Origin of the sequence: Vibrio sinaloensis DSM 21326, from assembly GCF_000189275.1 — a bacterium.
In the GTDB taxonomy this organism is placed as follows: domain Bacteria; phylum Pseudomonadota; class Gammaproteobacteria; order Enterobacterales; family Vibrionaceae; genus Vibrio; species Vibrio sinaloensis.
In genome coordinates this window covers 67943-86599 of the sequence record NZ_AEVT01000058.1, presented here as the reverse complement: position 1 = coordinate 86599, position 18657 = coordinate 67943, and the positions used below count along the sequence as shown (strand labels likewise).

Annotated in this window: 21 protein-coding genes; 16 read left to right on the top strand and 5 right to left on the bottom strand. The window is 46.0% G+C overall.

What is annotated here, in order from left to right:
* Positions 1-405: 405 nt before the first annotated feature.
* The 9 genes from RH45_RS09240 (at position 406) to btuD (ending at position 8866) form a co-directional block, all read left to right on the top strand.
* Positions 406-1017 (top strand): flavin reductase family protein, encoded by a 612-nt coding sequence (locus RH45_RS09240; protein ID WP_008076409.1) that lies wholly within the window; start codon positions 406-408, stop codon positions 1015-1017.
* The gene (gene cobT / locus RH45_RS09235; protein WP_008076407.1) at positions 1018-2046 is read left to right on the top strand and encodes a nicotinate-nucleotide--dimethylbenzimidazole phosphoribosyltransferase; all 1029 of its coding nucleotides are present in this window, start codon (positions 1018-1020) and stop codon (positions 2044-2046) included. It abuts the gene before it with no gap.
* Positions 2047-2820 carry an adenosylcobinamide-GDP ribazoletransferase gene (locus tag RH45_RS09230; RefSeq protein WP_008076406.1) on the top strand — a complete coding sequence of 258 codons (774 nt, stop codon included), beginning with the start codon at positions 2047-2049 and terminating at the stop codon, positions 2818-2820.
* Positions 2821-3351, top strand: coding sequence for a bifunctional adenosylcobinamide kinase/adenosylcobinamide-phosphate guanylyltransferase (gene cobU, locus RH45_RS09225; protein WP_008076405.1), 531 nt, complete (start codon positions 2821-2823; stop codon positions 3349-3351).
* Position 3352: 1 nt separating this feature from the next.
* Positions 3353-3964, top strand: a complete 612-nt coding sequence (locus RH45_RS09220; RefSeq protein ID WP_008076404.1) for a histidine phosphatase family protein — start codon at positions 3353-3355, stop codon at positions 3962-3964.
* A 25-nt stretch (positions 3965-3989) separates the two neighbouring features.
* Positions 3990-5780: a M3 family oligoendopeptidase gene (locus RH45_RS09215; protein WP_008076403.1), complete on the top strand. Its 1791-nt coding sequence runs from the start codon at positions 3990-3992 to the stop codon at positions 5778-5780.
* A 203-nt stretch (positions 5781-5983) separates the two neighbouring features.
* A complete protein-coding gene (locus RH45_RS09210) occupies positions 5984-7012 on the top strand; it encodes a succinylglutamate desuccinylase (protein WP_008076402.1) in 1029 nt (342 codons plus the stop codon).
* Between the two features lie 116 nt (positions 7013-7128).
* The gene (gene btuC / locus RH45_RS09205) at positions 7129-8124 is read left to right on the top strand and encodes a vitamin B12 ABC transporter permease BtuC (protein WP_008076401.1); all 996 of its coding nucleotides are present in this window, start codon (positions 7129-7131) and stop codon (positions 8122-8124) included.
* Positions 8111-8866 carry a vitamin B12 ABC transporter ATP-binding protein BtuD gene (gene btuD / locus RH45_RS09200; protein WP_008076400.1) on the top strand — a complete coding sequence of 252 codons (756 nt, stop codon included), beginning with the start codon at positions 8111-8113 and terminating at the stop codon, positions 8864-8866. Before btuC ends, btuD begins: the two co-directional genes overlap by 14 nt.
* A 281-nt stretch (positions 8867-9147) precedes the next feature.
* Here the strand turns inward: btuD and RH45_RS09195 are convergent, their stop codons facing one another.
* Entirely contained in the window at positions 9148-9723 is a 576-nt protein-coding gene (locus RH45_RS09195) for a nucleoside triphosphate pyrophosphohydrolase family protein (protein WP_008076398.1), read from the bottom strand.
* 162 nt (positions 9724-9885) lie between these two features.
* Between RH45_RS09195 and RH45_RS09190 the strand changes: the two genes are divergently transcribed.
* The gene (locus tag RH45_RS09190; protein WP_008076395.1) at positions 9886-10953 is read left to right on the top strand and encodes a sensor domain-containing diguanylate cyclase; all 1068 of its coding nucleotides are present in this window, start codon (positions 9886-9888) and stop codon (positions 10951-10953) included.
* 66 nt (positions 10954-11019) lie between these two features.
* Here RH45_RS09190 and RH45_RS09185 read toward each other — a convergent pair whose 3' ends face one another.
* Positions 11020-11580 carry a DUF1415 domain-containing protein gene (locus RH45_RS09185; protein ID WP_008076393.1) on the bottom strand — a complete coding sequence of 187 codons (561 nt, stop codon included), beginning with the start codon at positions 11578-11580 and terminating at the stop codon, positions 11020-11022.
* Positions 11577-12821, bottom strand: coding sequence for an MFS transporter (locus RH45_RS09180; RefSeq protein ID WP_008076392.1), 1245 nt, complete (start codon positions 12819-12821; stop codon positions 11577-11579). Before RH45_RS09180 ends, RH45_RS09185 begins: the two co-directional genes overlap by 4 nt.
* A gap of 105 nt (positions 12822-12926) precedes the next feature.
* Between RH45_RS09180 and RH45_RS09175 the strand changes: the two genes are divergently transcribed.
* The 3 genes from RH45_RS09175 to RH45_RS09165 all read left to right on the top strand — a co-directional run bounded on the left by RH45_RS09175 (position 12927) and on the right by RH45_RS09165 (position 15722).
* Complete coding sequence (locus RH45_RS09175; protein WP_008076388.1) at positions 12927-13796, top strand: LysR family transcriptional regulator; 870 nt, start codon at positions 12927-12929, stop codon at positions 13794-13796.
* Between the two features lie 108 nt (positions 13797-13904).
* Positions 13905-15356 (top strand): molybdate ABC transporter ATP-binding protein ModF, encoded by a 1452-nt coding sequence (gene modF, locus RH45_RS09170; RefSeq protein ID WP_008076386.1) that lies wholly within the window; start codon positions 13905-13907, stop codon positions 15354-15356.
* A gap of 9 nt (positions 15357-15365) precedes the next feature.
* Positions 15366-15722, top strand: coding sequence for a hypothetical protein (locus RH45_RS09165; protein ID WP_008076383.1), 357 nt, complete (start codon positions 15366-15368; stop codon positions 15720-15722).
* 24 nt (positions 15723-15746) lie between these two features.
* On the opposite strand, the gene RH45_RS09160 is transcribed toward RH45_RS09165, so the two are convergent.
* Positions 15747-15977, bottom strand: coding sequence for a glutaredoxin family protein (locus RH45_RS09160; RefSeq protein ID WP_008076382.1), 231 nt, complete (start codon positions 15975-15977; stop codon positions 15747-15749).
* 112 nt (positions 15978-16089) lie between these two features.
* Here RH45_RS09160 and RH45_RS09155 point away from each other — a divergent pair, with 112 nt between their 5' ends.
* From RH45_RS09155 to RH45_RS09145, 3 genes are read left to right on the top strand one after another with little or no spacing between them, the layout of a single operon-like run.
* Positions 16090-16593 carry a M48 metallopeptidase family protein gene (locus RH45_RS09155; protein ID WP_008076381.1) on the top strand — a complete coding sequence of 168 codons (504 nt, stop codon included), beginning with the start codon at positions 16090-16092 and terminating at the stop codon, positions 16591-16593.
* 5 nt (positions 16594-16598) lie between these two features.
* Positions 16599-17684 carry a 23S rRNA (adenine(1618)-N(6))-methyltransferase RlmF gene (gene rlmF / locus RH45_RS09150; RefSeq protein WP_008076380.1) on the top strand — a complete coding sequence of 362 codons (1086 nt, stop codon included), beginning with the start codon at positions 16599-16601 and terminating at the stop codon, positions 17682-17684.
* Between the two features lie 19 nt (positions 17685-17703).
* Positions 17704-17892, top strand: coding sequence for a hypothetical protein (locus RH45_RS09145; RefSeq protein WP_008076379.1), 189 nt, complete (start codon positions 17704-17706; stop codon positions 17890-17892).
* Here the strand turns inward: RH45_RS09145 and pilW are convergent, their stop codons facing one another.
* A complete protein-coding gene (gene pilW, locus RH45_RS09140) occupies positions 17893-18603 on the bottom strand; it encodes a type IV pilus biogenesis/stability protein PilW (protein ID WP_008076378.1) in 711 nt (236 codons plus the stop codon).
* Positions 18604-18657: the final 54 nt, after the last annotated feature.

Below are 18657 nucleotides of genomic sequence, written 5' to 3'. Positions count from 1 at the left end.
TGATTGTCAGGTGAGAGATAAGGGTACGCGTTTTTGAGTTTTCTGATTATTTTTCGTCGGTTTCTGTTTCTTTGAACGTTGATTGGCAAACATAAATACCTCCAATGCGATCAACTGGTGCGCTCCATGCGCGATGAATGTCCCCTGTAGTGAGTCATAAATGCATGTGTTGTGCCGACCTGATTCAGCACATCTATTTTTCAATCACTTGCGATGAAAAATTTTTCGCGTACTTATAAAGATAGACCGATTGCCAGTTTTCTTTCAAATTGCGATTCAAAATGAGCGTGTTTTTGCCCATCGTTCACCTCATTAGGATTGCTATGACAGGGAAAGTAGGTGTTAAGTCCCTGATTTCGAGATACACTTCTCGATATCCAAAGGAACCTGTCAGAAAGGACTCTCATGAACATTGAACTGAGCACATTAGCGCCCACGCAGATTTATCATCTGATGACACAAACCGTCATACCTAGACCAATCGCTTGGGTGCTGACGGATTCTGGAAAGCAAAACTTCAACCTCGCTCCGTTTTCTTATTTTGCACCGGTCTCAAGCAATCCGCCGCTGATGATGATTTCAGTAGGGAAGAAGCCGAGCGGAGAGGTGAAAGATACGACCCGAAATGTGTTGGAAACTGGCAAGTTAGTGATTCATATTGCTAATGTGGGTCAAGCAGAGCAAGTGACGCAAAGTGCTGCGACGTTAGATCATGGTGAATCTGAAGTGGTGGCATCGGACATCGAGCTGGTTGAATTTGACGGATTCGAGTTACCACGTGTTAAAGATTGCCCGGTGGCGTTTGGCTGCACCTTGTATGAAGTACAAGAGATCGGCGCAACGCCACAAAGCCTTATCTTTGCCGAGATAAATACCGTTTACATCGATCCAGAAGTGATTGGTGATCGTAGTGACAGATTGGTGGTGGAATCCTTAAAGGTGAACCCTCTCTCACGTCTGGGTGGCAATGACTATTCGGTACTTGAACGCACTTTTTCCGTCGCGAGGCCAAAGTAAATGCCGCTACTTGATCAATGTTACTCCGATGCTATTTGGCACCAAATCAACCAAAAAACCAAACCAGTGGGAGCGCTCGGTGAGCTAGAGAAAGTCGCTCATCAATTGGCGCTTATCCAAAGTAATCAGCAGGGAAAGCTCGCGCGAACTATTAATATTGATAACCCTACGGTGATTGTGTTTGCTGGAGACCATGGAATCGCGGATGAAGGCGTAAGTATTGCGCCGAGCGCGGTAACGCAGCAAATGGTACTCAACTTTCTTGCCGGTGGTGCTGCCATTAACTGTTTTTGTCGAGCGAATAGTGTCGATCTTAAAGTGGTCGACTGTGGCATCTTGTTACCCGTTGATGAACCTGACCTCATTGTGCAAAGGTTGGGAGAGCGAACCAACAATTTGGCCCGTCAAGCGGCAATGACTCCACAACAGCTCTCCGACGGGTTAGCCTTTGGGCAGAATTTGACACAGCAGGTCATCGACTCAGGCTGTCGACTGCTGATGTTTGGTGAAATGGGTATCGCTAATACATCGAGTGCATCTGCAATCTTAGCGGCGCTTACTGAACTTGATGTTGAACAATGTGTAGGCTTGGGGACAGGGATCTCTCCTGAGCAGTTAGCGAAGAAAGTGACACTGATTTCTCAAGGGGTAGCACGTTGTAAAGGGCGCGATGTCCATACTGTTTTGGCGGAAGTCGGCGGTTTTGAAATTGTTCAGATGGTTGGCGCTTATTTAGCGGCGGCCCAAAATCAAACCCCAGTTGTTGTTGATGGCTTTATTGCCTCAGTTGCGGCTTTCGCTGCGTGTAAGATAAATCCTCACTGTCGCCAATTTATGATTTTTGCTCATCGCTCGCATGAGTCGGGCCATAAACATCTTCTGCAATGCATGGAGGCCGCGCCTTTACTCGATCTGTCGCTACGCCTTGGAGAAGGAACAGGAGCAGTGCTGGCTGTGCCAATAATTCGAGCTGCGGCCGAGTTTTACAACAACATGGCAAGCTTCGAGCAAGCGGGCGTCGAGGTGTAAGTGTCTGCTGTAAAGTATCAACTGGAACTGTTTTGGCTCGCGCTGGGCTTTTTTTCTCGCTTACCAATACCTGCCAATACCCCATATTCTGAAGAGCGTATGAATCAAGCTGGGCGGTATTTCGCCTTAGTCGGTTTACTGCTTGGAGCATTCTGTGCGCTGTGTTTTGCTTTGGTCAGCATGGTTCTCCCCACACCCGTCGCGATTTTTATCATGATGTGTTTTAGCCTAATGCTAACGGGAGCATTCCACGAAGACGGATTAACCGACATGGCCGATGGCATCGGTGGAGGCATGACCCTCGAACGGCGACTGACCATCATGAAAGACAGCCGAATCGGGACATATGGTGCCAGCGCGCTCGTTATGGCGCTGCTGGGCAAATTTGTCCTATTGAGTGAACTCGCCAAATGGCAGATGGTTATTCCAGCCCTGGTGGCGAGTTATGTGATTAGCCGCGGGGTGGCGGCTTCATTGATACATGATACGCCTTACGTTTCGGATATCGATACCAGTAAAAGTAAGCCATTAGCGAATAAGCAAAGCCAGGTTGAGCTCGTCGTGCTGCTCGCTACTAGTTTGATTCCTATGCTTTGGCTCGAGCTGAGTTTAGTTGTCAGCATGCTGGTTGTTATTGTCCCACTGAGGTTTGTATTTCGAACTTGGCTGCTTAAGCGAATCGGTGGCTTCACGGGAGATTGCTTAGGCGCGGCGCAGCAGTTGAGTGAATTGACTTTATACATGGTTATCTTGATCTGGTTAGGGGTTCACTAAATGTCGGTTCATCTTATATTGGGCGGAGCTCGTTCAGGTAAATCTCGTTATGCCGAGTCTTTAGTGTTGGCAAAAACGAATCACGTTAACTGCCATTACGTGGCAACTGCGCAGGCTTTTGACCCGGAAATGCAAGCGCGTATTCTCCATCATCAGCAAAGGCGAGGAGAGCAGTGGAGTGAGCATGAATGTCCTCTGGCCTTAGCGCCGCTCATCAACCGGTTTACCGACTCGGATATGGTGCTGGTCGATTGCCTAACACTGTGGATGAATAACCTGATTTATGACCTTGGAGAAGGGGCTTGTGATGACGCAATACAATCTGAGGTGACTAAATTAGTCGATGCACTGGTTGAATCACCCGCGCGTATAGTGTTGGTGTCAAATGAAGTTGGCCTGGGCGTCGTACCATTGGGAGAAGTTACGCGTTTATTCGTTGATCACGCTGGTTGGATGAATCAGGCGATCGCTGCTAAAGCCGATGAGGTGACTTTTATCGCGGCGGGTTTACCGATGAAATTAAAAGGTTAACATGACAGAAGTGGTTAATGTTTACTTGGTGCGCCATGGAAAAACACTTGGTGAGCCTGGACTCTATGGTCACACTGATATCGCGGTTGCTGAAGCAGAGCAGCAAGTGATTTGCAGCAAACTTATCGCCAAACAATGGTCTGTGGAACAAGTGGTGACATCGCCTCTAAAGCGATGTCACGATTTGGCCGAGCTATACGGTAAATCGGCAAATTGTGCCGTTCGGATCGCACCAGAGTTTAAAGAGATGAATTTTGGTGACATAGACGGCGTGCCTTTTGATACTATTCACTCTCAATGGCCTTTACTGGAGCGATTCTGGCAAGCGCCAGCAGAGACTCAACTGCCGAATGCTGAGACTCTGCAAGAGTTTAATACAAGAATAACAACGGGCTGGCAGCAGTTCGTTACCGATGTCGAGCAAGACACACTAATTATTTGTCATGGTGGCACTATTCGCATGATTCTGGCTTCGCTACTGCCGTTCGATTGGCGTAGCAGTGAGCTCTATTCAGTTCTGCAAATTCGTCACCAGTCGTATAGTCATATTCAGATCATTAAAGCCGATGCAATCTATCCACGAGTCTGCGCAATAGGAGCCGAACTGGGTTAGATTGTGGGAGCAAGGAAACTAAACAATGAGCACACCTAATTGGGATCTCTCTATTGCTTACCAAGGATTGAGCGATAGTAAAATTACTCAAGATATTGAGTTAATCCAACAATGTATTCAAACCCTTGTCTTACATGCAGACTCTCGCACTTCAGTAACAGTGGTTCAAAATGCCATCCAGACCAGCGAGGCTGCGGGTAAACTTCTCTCGACTATTAATACGTTTGCTCAATGCCACGCATCGACCGATGCAACCAATGGCGAAGCCAAGGCGCTCATTGGTCGAGTCGCAAGGTTGAGCTCTGAATTGAGCCAAGCGTTCACACCCTTTCAAGATATTTTGCTAACTTCGCCACAAAGCTTTATTGAAGAAGTGCTAAATCATGCGAGTGAAGATGTTGCAGGGCAGGGCTTTCAAATTCAAGCGATGCGTAAGTTAGCAGATACCAAGCTAAGTATTGCAGAGGAGCAATTGCTGTCTGCGATGCAAGTGGATGGCAAAGACGCATGGGGACGCTTGTACGACAACATTACCGGCTCGCTACAAGTGACCCTAGAAGATGGCGTGAACACTCAGGTGGGGTTATCTCAAGCGGCTAGCCTGCTCTATGGTACTGAGTTCGAGTCACAGGAACCGGCATGGCGTGGCATCCAAAATGCGATGCGCACGAATCAAGAGTCGTTTGCAGCCATTCTCAACGCCTTAGCCGGATGGCGTTTGACCGAATATCAAAAACGTTCACAAGCGCGTGACGTACATTTCTTAGAAACCAGCCTTCATGATAGCCGCATTCAAGCTGCTACGCTTGATGCGATGATGAACACCGCCAAAGCGAATCGCCACGTTGGCCAGAAGGCAGGGCGCTTAATGGCGCGAGTGCATGGCTTGCAGCAAATGGCTCCGTGGAATCATCTCGCGGGCATGCCGAGTCTTACTGACGCAGAACCTAAGAATTACCCATTCGATGAAGCGATTGACATCATTTATTCAGCCTTCGCCGGTGTTGATCAGGAGATGGCTGATTTTGTTACCTTAATGGTTAAAAATGGTTGGATTGATGCAGCGCCAAGTGAGAACCGTCGTTTAGGCGCTTACTGTACTAAGTTTGCGGCAACTCGTACTCCATTAGTGTTTATGACTTGGGGAGGCAGCCGTTCGGACCTATTGACTCTTGCTCATGAAATAGGCCACGCATTCCACAACTGGGTGATGCGTGACATGCCGCTGTGCCAAACGCGTTACCCAATGACGCTCGCTGAAACCGCTTCTATTTTTGCCGAAAATATCGTGCGAGACTATTTACTAGAGCAGGTCACGACTCGCGAGGAAAAACTGGAAATGCTGTGGGAAGAGCTATCCAGTTGTTACGCTCTGATGGTCAATATTCCGGTTCGGTACGAATTTGAAAAAGCTTTCTATGAACAGCGCTCTGAAGGGGAGTTAGATGCCGCTCAGTTGTGTGATCTAATGAGTGATAAATGGCAAGAGTGGTATGGCGATTCTATGTCAGAGCCAGACCCATACTTCTGGGCGAGCAAGCTGCATTTCTCAATCTCACAAGTCAGTTTCTATAACTACCCATATCTATTTGGCTACTTGTTTAGCATTGGGGTCTACGCGCAACGTGAAAACAAAGGGGCGCAGTTCTACCAAGACTACGTCAATTTACTGCGTGATACCGGCTCGATGATGGCAGAAGAAGTGGTCGAGAAACATCTAGGTATGGATCTGACTGGCGCTGATTTCTGGCAGCAAAGTATTGATAGAGTAGAAAATAAGATTGATGAGTTTGAATCGTTGCTAGATCAAAAATAGTCAATTCCGGTTTATGATATGATCTTACAGCCGAGTGGGAGCTCGGCTGTTTTGCATTGCGAGTGCTTTCCGTTTACACCCAAGTGTAACAATTTGATAAATTACGATGCGGCACATGATTTGTGTCGATAAGTGGGATCACTTCTACATAATTTGTCCGAACAATTCATTAACATACTCGCTGTGCAATAAAGGAGTAGCGCATGACGAAAACCCTCTTTCGCCAATCTTTTCTTTTTGACAGTTTAGACTTAGAACAAGATATGCCAGCTGGAGAAATGACAGTAGCTGGTGGAACTGTCTTCAAACTGCACCAACGCGGTGTACTCGAAGTCATTCCAGCGAACTTATCGCCGCAAAGTAAACACATTATTATTTCTTGTGGAGTCCATGGTGATGAAACGGCGCCCATGGAGTTGGTCGACAAGATAGTAACAGACATACAATCGGGCTTTCAGCCAGTGACAGAGCGACTGCTGTTTATCATCGCTCACCCCGCTTCAACTAATGCCCATACCCGTTTTTTAGATGTGAATCTTAATCGTTTGTTCGACGATAAAGAACATGAGCCGTCGCTTGAGCTAGATATTGCAGCAAACCTCAAGAGTATTGTTGCGAAGTTCTATCAAGACACAGAGCAAGCGATGCGTTGGCATTTAGATCTGCATTGTGCCATTCGTTTATCCAAGCATTATACCTTTGTCGTTAGCCCTAAAACGCGCCATCCAGTTCGCAGCAAGGAGCTGATGGATTTTGTTGCCAGCGGTCAGCTAGAAGCCGTGATGTTCTCTAACGCGCCATCCAGCACCTTTAGTTGGTTCAGCGCCGAGAATTTCGGCGCGCAAGCATTGACGCTAGAGTTAGGGCGAGTGGCTCGCATTGGTGAAAACGACTTAGATAAATTGGTCGCTTTTGATCTTGCGATGCGAGATCTCATTAGCGCGTCAAAAGCTGAGCATTTACCTCGTCAGCCGGTTATGTACCGTGTCAGCCGTACGATTGTCCGCCTGCACGAAGACTTCGATTTTCTATTCGATGATGACGTTGCTAACTTTACCTCGTTCAAACATGGCGAAGTGTTTGGCCATGACGGCGATAAACCTTTGATGGCGAAAAATGAAGGTGAAGCCATTGTCTTCCCTAATAGACATGTCACCATCGGTCAGCGAGCAGCTTTAATGGTTTGCCCAGTTAAGACCCGCTATGAAGAAGATCAAGTGGTCTACGACTAATACGCAAACGGCGTGAACTTGATGTTCGGGCTTCCTATTTCAATGGCTTAACGGTATCGTTAAGCCATTGTTGTTTTTGAAACCTTCTAACACCAGCATTTGCTGCACTTGAACTCATGGAATTTAGTCAGTTACTTTACCGAAAGCAGCGACGCTGGCATCTGTTTGCAGTCTTTATCACCGTTACCCTAGCGGTGCTCAGCGCGATTTATTTAATGGTTGGCGAACTGTTTATCTCGCCATTCTCTCCTCTATCTCCTCTTATGGAGCAATTAGTCACTCAGCTGCGATTACCTCGTTTGTTAACCGCCATTACTATTGGGGCAGCACTGGCAGTGTCAGGAGCTGTTCTACAAGTATTACTGGGTAATGTGTTAGCCGAACCCGGGGTGATAGGTATCTCAGGCGGAGCCAGTGTCATGATGGTGCTAGTGCTGTTTTTTATACCTGCACTAGCAACACCCATTGGCTTTATGGTGGCAGCGGTATTTGGTGCTTTGGTGTTTACCTTGTTACTGGTTTCGTTTGCTCGAATGGCGAGGTTGACGACCACTCGGTTACTCTTGGTGGGTGTCGCTTTGGGTATTTTAAGTGGAGCTGTGGTGACCTGGGCGTTTTATTTCAGTGATGATTTAAGTTTGCGACAGCTAATGTACTGGCTTATGGGCAGTATTGGTGGAGCCAGTTGGGGCCATCACGTGCTCACCATAGTCTTGTTACCCGTCCTGATTTGGTTGTGCTGCAAGGGGAGTACACTTGATAAGCTGATGATGGGCGAGGTTCATGCTAAACAGCTTGGTGTGGATATAGAACGTGTACGTTGGAAGTTCATTTTAGCTGTGTCAATACTCGTTGGTGGTGCGGTCGCCTTAGGCGGGGTGATTGGTTTTGTTGGTCTTGTGGTACCTCACCTGCTTAGGCTTGCGTTGGGGAGTGAAAATCGATTCTTATTACCTTTATCAGCCCTAAGTGGGGCAACACTTTTAGTGTTTGCTGATATGGTTGCTCGGCTTGCTTTGGACTCAGCAGAGCTGCCACTAGGGGTTGTCACCACGACTATCGGTGCGCCTATCTTTATTTGGATGTTGGTGAAAAACCATGATTCGCATTAATAACCTGTCCGTTGCTGCTCGCTTGTTACCTCTCTCTTTGACCATGAATCAAGGTGAAGTTCTTCATGTCATTGGGCCAAATGGCAGCGGAAAAAGCACCTTCTTATCGGCAATCGCGGGCCTGTTACCATTTAAAGGTGATGTTCAATATGCCAATTTGGATGTGCGTAACAGTTCGATAGAGTCGCTCGCCGGTGTTCGAGCCTTTCTAAGTCAAAGTGATCGCCCCGCCTTTAACTTGATCGTTGCTCAATACCTCGCGTTATCGGTACCTAAGCAAGCGGCAAAAAACCGCTCAGCTATCGATGATGCCGTTGCAGAACTGGCACAATTGCTTGATCTGTCGGATAAATTACACCGACCCATTCATCACTTGTCTGGAGGAGAGTGGCAGCGAGTACGCCTGGTTGCTATCTGTCTGCAAATTTGGCCAACCTTGAACTCCAGTGCCCGAGTGTTGATTTTAGACGAACCGGCCGCCCCTTTGGACATAGGGCAAGAAAGCTTGCTGTATCAATTGATTCAACGTGTGGCGCAGAAAGGCATTAGCGTCGTGATGTCGAATCATGATCTGAACCGGACGCTACGTCATGCTGATAGCGTAATCTTGCTGGACGAAGGAGTACTACAGCAGCATGGGACTCCGGATGAAGTGCTCACCGAGGCGCAACTGTCAGCGGTTTTTCACACGCAAGTAACGCGCTCGTTGGTTAATGATAAGCCGGTGTTGGTATTCGATTAACGATTCAACTTAGTGCAGTGTGCACATAAACAGCGCAACGTTCAGACGCTTACATTTGTGCGAATATACAAAAGTGTTTTAAAACAAATGGTTATGAATTCTAAAAAGCTGGCATGCCAATCGCAATAGTGTAAGGGATACATTCTCGTTCTTGTTTGACTTGATAAGGCGAAGGAAAGGTGGGACACGTTTTTCTTTGCTGGAATAGAGAGTCACAATTTTCGATATGGCAGCTTCCGCCACCTAGGGTTTCTCTCCCAGGTGGCGGCTTTTTATCTGGCTTACTGAGTTAGGGGAGCCAAATCAGCAGGTCGGTAGTAAACCGATTTAAGAACCTTGCCCTGACGAATGGTTTTACCCTCAGCAACAAAGTCTTCCGCACACTTGGCAATGATGTAATCGCCTTTCTGTACCGCCATCAGTTTGATGCCTTGCTCTGCGTAGTGAGCCTCAGTTTCTGCGTATTCTTTTTCGTTACGACAAACTTTACTCATGTTGCTCGAATGTACTTCGTCCCAACACGGGATGAAGTCAATGCCCCGGTTTACTGCGACGTTAAGCAACAAATCAATCAGGTAGTTGATCGCGATATTGTCTTCAATCTTGTTATCGCCTAAGTGAACAAGGCGACCCATCAAGACATAAACGCTGTCAACGATGGCATCAGCTTGCTCAGTTTTGTTGTCCGCTTCAGCAAGCTCAGTTAATTCCTCTACTGCTAAAGAGGTATGTAAGGTATCGGCTTTATCATCTAAGCTCTCAGGAGACGCGACAGGTAAATCGAAAGTGCTACGAAATTCGGTGATATCGCGATAAAGGTGTTCAAAAATCTCGTCAGTAAGTTTAGAAAGGTGCATAGCCTTGACCTAAGTAGAAATAACAGTGCGCGTATAGTAACAAAGTGAAAGGAGAGCCGCCATTTTTATGGGCTAAAGCGCAAACTTTGAGGGACAGCTGATTGTGAACCAGCTTGTTATTCCTATATCTTGAATCGATTCAATCTGTTGCAGAGAGATTATATGATTATAGAGAGTGATAGTGAAAAGGTGATTCGCGGCCTGTATCAGATTACAAACGACTATTCTAAAGGCTTTGAGATTCAAATCAGTCAGCTCTTGATGATGGGTTTGGAGCGCTTTGATCTTGATATTGCGATCCTCTCACGTATTGAAGGCAAAAAATACACAGTACTGCATTGCGTGACGCCCGAAGGCGCAGTACTCAATCCCGGTGACGAGTTTGATTTTGAGTCGACTTATTGCCAGATCACTTGTAGCTCATTTGGCCCCGTCGCCATCGAAAATATGGGTGAAGACGATCGTTACGCTAAGCACCCTGCCTACCAAGCATTCGGCTTAGAATCTTATATCGGTATACCAATCTTTGTTGACGATGAAGTGTTTGGCACACTCAATTTCTCTTCTGCGACCCCATATCCACGCCATTTTGCCAAAATGGATATTGATGTACTTAAGCTCATGGCGTCTTGGATAGAAGTTGAGTTGATTCGTCGTGAGCAAGAGAAAAAGCTGCAGCAGCTAAATGCCAGATTAGAATACCAAGCACACCATGATCCGCTGACTGAAGTGGCTAACCGCCGTAGCTTGTTTAAAACCATTCATTTGAGTCTTGAAGAGATGAAGCAGTCAGGAGGTAAGGGCAGCTTACTGGTGATTGACCTTGATAAGTTCAAACACGTTAATGATACCTATGGCCACCAAATTGGTGATGACGTCTTGAAAAAAAGCGCGCGTTTGCTGAAAAAGCAGCTTACAGGTGACGATTTCATTGCTCGTTTTGGCGGAGAAGAGTTTGTCATTTGGTTGCCAGAGGGGGACGTCTCTGCGAGGCGAGAGTGCATCGAAAAGATTCATCGTTCGGTTAACGAGATTAAGCTAGATGGCCATCCTGTTACTGTCTCAATTGGCGTATGCGAGTTCGACTTCGCGGAGCCATTTGAAAATCAGTGTAAGAAGTCAATGTTAGATCATATTCTCGCGTTGGCCGATCGCTCGCTATATCAGGCAAAAGTACAGGGGCGCGATAAGGTCATTTACAGCCAGCTAAAGTCTGCGGTTTGCCAATAATCTCTGACTAATCAAAATGAAAAGAGCATCGAATTCGATGCTCTTTTGCGTTGTGAAGGGGTTGAACTAGCGAAACAAGTAAGGGAACAGTTTACGACGCTCTTCTGCAGTTAGAGACTCAACACGTGCAATGTTGGTATCGGGTATCGCTTCTGGGTTTGGGTAGTGCTTCAACACTTTTTCCATACTTTCTTCACGAATAAGATGGAACACCGGATAAGGAGAGCGATTTGTCAGGTTCTCTGCATCTTCAGGCTCAGTTCCACCGAAGCAGTAGTCTGGGTGAAAGGTGGCTAATTGGAAAATACCTTCCCAGTCTTGTTGTTTGATCAAGGCTTCGACCCAGTCGATGAACAGGTTATAGTCAAAAAAGTCGTCCAGCATGTTTGGCACAACCACCAGAGTAGTTTCCAGCTCTTCCGCTGGTGTCGCGTCCAATTCGAGTAGTTGCGTCAATATATCCTCGAGTAGTGCTTCCTCTTGCTGAGCGTCACTGACAAATATCTTAATTTGTTTATTACGCTGAGGCTTTGCAGCAAACGGACATAAATTCAGTCCGATCACAACGTCATTGAGCCATTGGTTGACTTGTTGAGCGATCTCTTGTTTTGAGCTTGTTATTGTCATTTTGCTTCCAAGTTTGAGTTTGCGCCTAGGATAGCAGAATTGCTTTCCTGAGGCTCTCCCTCGTGACTTCTAGCAAGCTTTGTTAGCTTATAGCACAACAAGAACAAGCAAGCGTAGAGAACGCCGCCGCCGAGCATAACGCTGCTCCATCCCCCATGCTGCCAACAGTATATGAGCAGGAAGCCACCAATACTGCCGCCGATGTAATAGTGAACAAGGTAAAGCGCTGTTGCCGTTGCCTTGGCATGCGTTGCTTTCCTACTGACCCAAGCATAGGCCAATGTATGGCTGAAAAAGGCGCCAAAGCTAATAAACATCAGCCCCAATGCGATGGCTGTGAGCGATTCGATGTAGGCAATCAACATACCCAGAAGACTGATCACTGATCCCGCCACAATACCACTGATTGGATGGTAACGGGCACTCCAATTTGCGGTCAGCTTTGAGCTGAGTGTTCCAGCGAGGTAGCATAGGAAAATGAGAGAGGCGAGACCTATAGGAAGGTTGTGTGGCTCGCTTACTAGGCGAAAGCCCATGACAGAATAGAGGTTTACAAACAACGCAAAGTTGATACCGCCAATCAGCATCGCAATCCAGATAGTGCGATTTTTAAGGTGTTTAACTAATGCGCGATTGTGGTAGCGCATCATGCCTCTTTGGGGAGAAAAGTGCTGCTGAACAGGTAGCAAACGAAAGACCGCCACTGCTCCCAATAAGGTAATAACTGCAATTGCCAGTACCGCATGTTGCCAACCTAGTGCATCAGTGAGCGTGCCCCCCGCAATCCGGCCAAAGATTCCGCCGAGTGAGTTTGCTGCGATATAACTGCCTATCGCACGGCTAAATGCTTGCTCTGACAACTCTTCCACCATGTAAGCGACTGCAACCGAGGCAAACGCAGCTAAGGCCACACCCAGTAAGGCTCTAAGTATGATTAAGCTGAGCAATGTTTGGCTAACAAGCATGGCCACACTGATGAAGGGAATAGACAGTAATCCCAGTAGCATGACCTTGCGTCGACCATAAGATTCTGATGCGACCGCCCAAGGGACAAGAAATACCGATAAAGCCAGAGTTGACGCTGCGAAAATCCAGTTGATTTGGGTCTCGGTTACAGCAAAGTGGCCCGCCATGTAGGGCAACATGGGTTGAAAAAGGTAAAGGTTACAAAAAACTAGAAATGAACCTAGTGCAAGTGACCATGTAACGTGTCGATATGCTTTACTGCCTACTTGAATCATGAGAGAGCGAGAGTCTGAACCAATAATGTGACCAAGTTATCAGTGATGGTTGGATTGATAAAATATATTAAAAATATTAACTCGATATAATTTTATTATCACGCTATGGATTCCAAACAGTTAAAGCATTTCCTTGCTGTCGCTGAGTATCAGCACTTTACAATGGCGGCTAAAGCGCTGCACATTGCGCAGCCAGCGTTAAGTATTTCGATTAAGAAGTTTGAGCAGCAGTTAGGCGTAGAGTTGTTCCGCCGCGAAGATCGTCAGGTGATGCTAACGGATGAGGGAAAGGTACTGCTCGAGCATGCAAAACGGGTTGTTCAGCAGCTGGATGACGCACAATTGGCAATCAACGAATTAAAGGGGCTGGAAAAAGGCGAGGTTCGCTTAGGGGCGCCAAGCATGATGGGCTCTTATTTTTTCCCTCAAATTCTAATGGCGTTTAAGATGCGCTACCCAAATCTAAAGCTCACCCTGGTTGATGCCGGAACAGAGTCGATTCGTCAGATGTTGCTTGATGGCGAGCTCGATATCGGGGTGATCAACAACGACCATGTTCCTGACGACCTTGAAGTTGACCACCTGTTCGATACTGAAATGGTGGCCGTTGTTGGTCATCAGCACCCACTGGCACAGCGCACAAGCATCAGCTTTGAAGAGTTTTTTGAACATGAACTGGTGATGTTTAAACCGGGCTATTTTCACCGCGAGTACATTGAAAAGAAAGCCAGCCAGCACGAAACCGAGATGAAGTTTTCATTTGAGACCAACCTACTGCCTATGATTTTAAGCATCGTCCAGCATGAGTTTGCGATTACGGCGTTGCTTAAATTGGTGACTGAGCATGAATCTTCAGTCACGGGTGTGCCTTTTGATGAGCCGGTAAAGCTGAGTTTGGCACTGGCGTGGCGTAAAGCTGGCTACTTATCGGTAGCGGACAGAACCTTTATAGAATTTGTGAAGCAATACACCTAGATTGAAAATCGCTTTGCGAATGTCACATTTTCACTTTTCTCTATCGCACCAATTGCGCCATTCCAGTAGTTTGGAGGATATTAAATTAATGGTAAGGACACCCACTGGATGCAGATAAATTTTTCTCAGCTCTCGGTTACAACAGCACTGAGCACACTTAATATCCATGATTGGCAAATTTACAATGGCGAGTCTTGGGCAGTGTTTAGCACCGAAGGAGACATTGGCTCAGCACTTGGTTGTTTGTTATGTGGTGAGTTGCCTGTCGATGCTGAGCAGTTGACAATGACACAAGGAAAGGTGGCTCAAGTCTCTTTGGTCGAACAACAGCGCTTGCTCGAAGAGGAAATCGCTAAAGACGAGACAGATTTTCTCGATAAAATCGACCAAGGAACTTCGGTTGTTTCTATGATTGAAGAGATTGCTCAAGACCCTGTACTTACAGAGCAATTGCTTCAAGACCTCGACTTAGCACATCTACGTGATAGTGGTTTTCGCGTTTTATCAACGGGGGAGACGCGCCGAGTAATGCTGGCGCGCGCATTGGCGACAAAGCCGGATTTGATCGTTCTTGATAACCCCTTCACAGGGCTGGATGTCAAGCATAGGCAAACATTAGCGGAATACTTAACTCAGCTCTCTCGAAAGATACAAATGTTGGTGACCTTCAATCGAGAAGAGGACATTCCTAATTGGATAGAGCAGATTGCGCTCTTTAATCATGGCACGCTTGAGAGTGTCATGGACAAGCAAAGTTGGGAAACGCATCCTGTGATCAGCCAGATCAAAGCTCAGTCTAAACAGCAGAGCGAAGAGATGCTCGCTTTGATTAAGCGTCACCAACACACAACACGTTTCGCCAGCCCGGTCTTTGCTATTTCAGATGGGGAAGTGGCCTACACGGATAAGACCATATTTACCCAGTTAAATTGGCGTATTGATAACAATCAGCACTGGCAGATCAAAGGACCAAATGGCTGTGGTAAAAGTACACTATTGGGCTTGATCTTCGGCGATCACCCTCAATGTTACTCGAACGATATCCAAATTTTTGGCAATCAGCGTGGAAGTGGTGAGTCTATATGGGAAATCAAAAAGCACATTGGTATGGTCTCTTCCGCATTGCACCTGCAATATCGGGTGAGTTGTACTGCACTTGAAGTGATTTTGTCGGGCTTTTATGACTCCATCGGTTTGTATCAGCAGCCAAGTAAGAAGGAAATTGAACTCGCTCACGAGTGGCTCGATATATTGCATATGTCCCAATACGTCAAAACTTCGTTTAAGGAGTTAGAGTATGGCCAGCAACGACTGCTGCTTATCGCTCGTGCAATTGTTAAACAACCCGCTTTATTGATACTCGATGAACCTTACCAAGGGTTAGATTACTTGGGTCGAAGGTTAGTAAAAAATACATTGGAGTTGATCGCACGTGAAAATTTAAGCCAATTACTCTATGTTTCTCATTATCAACAAGATAAGCTTGAGAGTATTGAAAACGAGCTTGAGTTTGTCTTTGATGACTCACTCAATTGCTATCGAGCAAATACAGTGAACTAGTGAGACAAAATGGAATTAGGCAGTACCATTAAATTTGCGCTTTTCGGCAATACCATCGCCCTTGCAATCATCTTTGCTATTGAGTCTAGTACGTCATTTTTCGGTATTAAGTACCCATCTGATTATGCGTTTTTTGTTCTGATGCTGCTGTGGGGAAGTGCGGCGTTACTTTATATGTATCCACCTGGCTCGAGTGGTGGCTTAACGAGTGAAACGGGGTCTACCTTGGAAACTCCTGTGGAGACTGAGGAAGCGCTCGATGTGGATGAAAAGCGATTTGACGCCAATACCATCACTTGTCTCAAGCTTTTGGTATCTGGAGCTCCCGCGTTACTGTTCTGTATCGTGAATCATTTTATTAAGTAAAAAGAGTGGCTTGAGCCACTCTTTTTACTTTCCGTTATACATTTTTTCGAAATTGTTCGGGTTCCAACCAATCATGTAACGGTCACCAATCTTCAATACTGGTAAGGAACGAGCGCCAATCGCATCGAGCTCTTTTCTACCACGCTGCATTTTTGCATTGGTTAATCTGTACTTATAGCCTTTTGAATCAAGGTAGCGTTGAGCATCCTTACAGTGCGGGCATTTATCTTTTACGTACAGTACTAGTCGTTTCATCGATTTGTTCCTAAAGCTTTGTTAGCTGGAAGTGTAATGAAAAGACGGTGAATGGCAAGTGTGATTCAGGTAGACTTACGCCTCTTTCAATTCACTGTTGGTATTAATGTAGATGAATCCTGCGCTTAGATATATCCAAGGTTACCCTGAGCACATTATCAACCCGGTTTCCGAACTGGTGGAATCAGGCCGGCTTAAACAGTGGTTTGAGCGCCGTTACCCAACGAATCATGACATTAAGAGTGAGAAAGCGCTGTTTGAGTACACTATGAGACTCAAAAATCGTTACATGAAAAAGACCGCGCCACTGAGTAAAGTCATCTACGACAACAAGATCCATATCATCAATAATGCTTTAGGGTTGCATACCTATGTCGCCAAAGTCCATGGTGGAAAAATCAAATCGAAAAATGAGATTCGTATCGCCAGTGTGTTTAAGAATGCACCGGAACCTTTATTGCGTATGTTGGTGGTCCATGAGTTGGCGCACTTAAAAGAGAAAGAGCATAACAAGGCGTTTTATCAGCTATGTTGTCATATGGAGCCTGATTATCATCAGTTAGAGCTCGATGCGCGATTGTTCATGATCTATTTAGACCTAGTTAATCAAAAGTAAGTGGTATGCACTCAAACAACAAACCTAAGCGAGAAAAAGCCAAGCCTACACGCTCGAAAAACCGCTCAACCAAGTCAGCCAATAAACAAGAAGTGAGCGTTAAGACACTTAAAGTCACGAATGTTAAAGGCAAAGCGGGCTTACACAGTAACAATCTTCATCAAGGTCGCTATGATTTCAAAAAGCTAATCCACGCTTTACCTGAACTCGCTGCTCATGTGATCAAAAATCCGAAAGGGGAGTCGAGTATCAATTTTTCCGACCCCATTGCGGTGAAACTGTTAAACAAAGCGCTGCTCTCTGCTTATTATCAGGTGACTGAGTGGGACATCCCTCCGGGGTATTTGTGTCCGCCGATTCCAGGCCGCGCTGACTATATTCATCGTTTAGCTGAGCTGTTGTCGAAAGAGCATAAACACTTGGAGCATCGCCAAGTCAGGGCTTTGGATATTGGTGTTGGAGCAAACTGTATCTATCCTATTGTTGGGACAACTCAATATGGCTGGAATTACATTGGGGCGGATGTCGACCCGGAATCTGTCGACAATGCTAACCAAATAGCTCAGCAGAACTCAGTATTAAAGGGGCGAGTCGAGTGTCGATTACAACCTCAAAGCCGTCATTTCTTTAAAGGCATTATTCAAGCGAATGAGTTTTATCACCTGACGACGTGCAATCCGCCATTTCATAAATCACTGGCGGAAGCTGAGCTAGGCACTGCTCGTAAAATCAAAAACTTATCGAGCAATAAAAACAAGCGTGGCCAAGCCCAATCGGCTATGCCAACCAAGACTTCAACTATACTTAACTTTGGCGGCCAAAAAGCCGAACTTTGGTGCCCTGGTGGAGAAGCAGCCTTTATCAAAAACATGGCGTTTGAGAGTAAAGAGTTCTCTGCACAGGTTTTGTGGTTTTCGACGCTGATTTCCAAAAAAGAGAATGTGCGTTGGATGCGCAAGAACTTGGAAAAGGCAGGCGCTGTCGAAGCCAAAGTGGTCGAGATGAGCCAAGGTCAAAAAATCAGTCGATTTGTAGCGTGGACGTTCCTTACCGCTGAACAAAGAGAATTGTGGCTCAAACATAACGGCTAACGAGAGTTAAGGAGGGCATATGGAATTTGAAATTTATATGCCCTGCGAACCTGAGTGGATTTGTACCAGCTTTTTGTGGCTGTTTGCGATGCTATTCCTACTAGGCTTGATTGGTTTTATCTTAATTCTCTACCGTGAATATCAGAAAATTCAACGAGCATCCCGCGTCCGTAAGCGACGTAAAACTCCTCTTCGCAACAGAAAGTAATTACCCCAGATTTGCTAACTGCGTGCGGTACTTTTTCTCTAACGACGAGTTACCAGCGGCAGTTTCCAGATCAATCAGAAGCTTTAGCGATGTTTTTTGAAGGCCGTATCTTTGGTGAAACTTGATCAGCCTTAATCGAGCATTGGTGAACTCTTTGTCATTGATTTCCAACTTGGCTAAATGAAGAATCGACCGAGCTCGATTCGGATCGTGATCAAGCGCTCTTGTAAAGTAAAGCTTAGCCTTTTGAGGGTTTTGGGCTTTTAGCGAGCAAAGGGCCGCGTTTTCATAGCTTGCGGATAGGAGGTAATAGTAAGGTTGGTTGATCGCCAAATTAAAATATTGATCCGCCTTTTTGTAATCTCCTCGCTTGCAGAGAAAAGTACCGTAGTTATTTAACACATTTCCGTTTTTAGGATGCATTTCCAATGCTGTTTGATACATTTTCTTTGCTGAAACACCTTCGCCGACTTGTTCATAGTAGTGGGCGAGCGATAACTGGGCTCGATAGTAACCAGGGTAGTGCTCTAAAGCCTTTTCTAGATTTTCTCTCGCTTTAAGCATATTGCCTTGCTCTAGATAACCTAACCCAAGGGCGATTCGAGCTTCCGCCTTCTCTTTTGGATCGGCAACAGGTTCATTCAAAGGCGTTGTTTCTACGGTAACGCAGGCTGAGAGGAGAAAAGGCAGTAATAAAAAGCTTAGGCGCATAACACTTTCATTATTAGGTAATGTTGTTGAATTTATATCTCAATTAGCGCGGTC